Source organism: Promicromonospora sp. NPDC023987 (assembly GCF_040639055.1).
Lineage (GTDB): Bacteria > Actinomycetota > Actinomycetes > Actinomycetales > Cellulomonadaceae > Promicromonospora.
Genome location: NZ_JBEZZF010000166.1, coordinates 1 through 1,154 on the forward strand (window position 1 = coordinate 1; position 1,154 = coordinate 1,154).

2 protein-coding genes are annotated in these 1,154 nt (G+C 71.2%); both read right to left on the reverse strand.

Translation table 11 applies throughout. The features are described from left to right. Positions 1-99: 99 nt before the first annotated feature. On the reverse strand, positions 100-627 hold the full coding sequence (locus AB0F40_RS27550) for an N-acetyltransferase (RefSeq protein WP_357475532.1): 528 nt from the start codon (positions 625-627) through the stop codon (positions 100-102). After that, the gene (locus AB0F40_RS27555) at positions 624-1,049 is read right to left on the reverse strand and encodes a VOC family protein (RefSeq protein ID WP_357475534.1); all 426 of its coding nucleotides are present in this window, start codon (positions 1,047-1,049) and stop codon (positions 624-626) included. The genes AB0F40_RS27550 and AB0F40_RS27555 overlap by 4 nt, the downstream gene beginning before the upstream one ends. Positions 1,050-1,154: the final 105 nt, after the last annotated feature.

A 1,154-nucleotide genomic window follows, 5' to 3' on the forward strand; every position in this document is an offset into this window, starting at 1 on the left:
TGGGTCTTGCCGGGCATGTCGCGTGCGACTTGATCTCGGCGCGTGCGGCGACGTCGTCCAGGAGCAGGACGTTCTACCGACCACACGGGGCCTGACGTGTCAGCCGAAGACCGGCGGGTAGGCGACCGTGCCGCGCAGGCCCGGGTCTTCCGGGGCGTAGGCCGGCAGCAGGTAGACCTGAGCGGCCTCGGCCGGAGCCCACTCCGGCAGGTGCATCTCGATCCCGTGGTCGCGAGCCGGGAGGAAGCCGAGCGCGCCGTAGTAGCTCGGGCTGCCCTCCAACACCACCAGCGGCTCGGCTGCCTCCTCCGCCCTCGCGAGGGCGGCCCGAACCAGGGCCGCGCCGATCCCGCGGCGCTGATGTCCGGGGATGACGGCGAGCGGGGTGAGCATCGCCGCCGTGCGCTCGCCCGCCTCGCCGGTCAGCGTGCAGCCGTCGATCATGACGCAGCCGACCACGTCGCCGTCCGACACCGCGACCAGCGACATCGCCGGGCGGTAGATCCAGGACGCGCGGATCCGGTCCACGCCGTCGGCGACCTCCTCGTCGCCGAACGCCGCGACCAGCAGCTGCCGGATCGCGACGAAGTCTTCCGGACGCTCAGGCCGGATCTGCCAGTCGCTCATGCCGTGGCGCCCTCCACCGGTCCCGGCTGTGCCTCGACCTCGGCGGGCGAGCGGAGGATGCAGAACTCGTTGCCCTCCGGGTCGGCGAGCACCACCCAGCCCGTACCGGGTCCGTACTGCCCGCGCCGGTCGGCCACGACCGTGGCGCCGTGCGCGATCACGCGTTCGACCTCGGTGTCCTGCGGGTCCGTGCGCGGCCGCAGGTCGAGGTGCAGCCGGTTCTTCACCGACTTGGCCTCCGGCACCTCGATGAACAGGACCGTCGGGCCCTTGCCCTCCGGGTCGACGAGCATGCACTCGTCGTGGCCGGGCAGGTTCGGGTCGCCGGGCTCGTCCTCGTAGCCGAGCACCGGTTTCCACCACTCGGAGAGCGAGTAGGCGTCGGAGCAGTCGATGGACAGGTGCGAGATGAAGGAAGCCACCATCGGACCCTGGCACACCCGAACTCCCCGCCCCAACGGATTTACGGCGGATCCCGGTGGTCGGTAGAACGTCAGGTGATCGGCAACCCGGGTTACCGATCACCT

Coding starts and splice junctions, on each gene's coding strand:
- AB0F40_RS27550 (WP_357475532.1), bottom strand. CDS start 627: ATGAGCGACTGGCAGATCCGGCCTGAGCGTCCGGAAGACTTCGTCGCG.